We start from the raw sequence: 523 nt of genomic DNA, 5'->3' as shown, positions 1-523 counted from the left end.
CAAAGTGCTGACCGTGTTCATACGTACCAGCCCCTTTAAGGACAACGAGCCGCAGTACAGCAACTCTGCATCGGGTGAATTGCTAATCCCCAGTTGCGACACGCGGGATTTTATCGAGCTGGCCAATCACTTACTCAAGCGGATTTGGAAGGATGGTTTTCGTTATGCCAAAGCGGGCGTCATGCTATCTGACTTTTACGATCTTGGCATGTTTCAGTCAGGACTATTCGATGACGTATCGACCCGCTCAAATAGACAACAGTTAATGTCTGTATTGGACACCATTAACCAAAGCGGTGCCGGAAAGGTTTTCTTTGCTGGACAAGGACTCAAGAAAGATTGGTCGATGAAGCGAGAGCATTTGTCTCCCGCTTATACAACACGCTGGGACCAGTTACCGCGAGTGAAGTAGCGCAGTTGACTCAATACGCATTCACTCTGCGACGCAGCATGTTGAGCTTATCAACCTGGCGTCGAATATCACTGAAGAATTCCTCTTTCTCCATGGCCAGCGCTAGCTCCC

At 49.1% G+C, this 523-nt stretch carries 1 protein-coding gene and 1 pseudogene; one reads left to right on the top strand and one right to left on the bottom strand.

The annotated features are described in order from the left end of the window. Positions 1 to 412, top strand: a 412-nt coding sequence (locus R7P74_RS29225) for a DUF4113 domain-containing protein (RefSeq protein WP_318124224.1), incomplete at its 5' end; no start/stop codon positions are given. 10 nt (positions 413 to 422) lie between these two features. Here the strand turns inward: R7P74_RS29225 and R7P74_RS30020 are convergent. Further along, positions 423 to 523, bottom strand: a pseudogene (locus R7P74_RS30020) (conjugative transfer protein MobI(A/C)); the annotation flags it as partial.

Source organism: Vibrio sp. 2033 (assembly GCF_033339735.1).
This window is presented reverse-complemented; position numbering and strand designations above follow the sequence as displayed.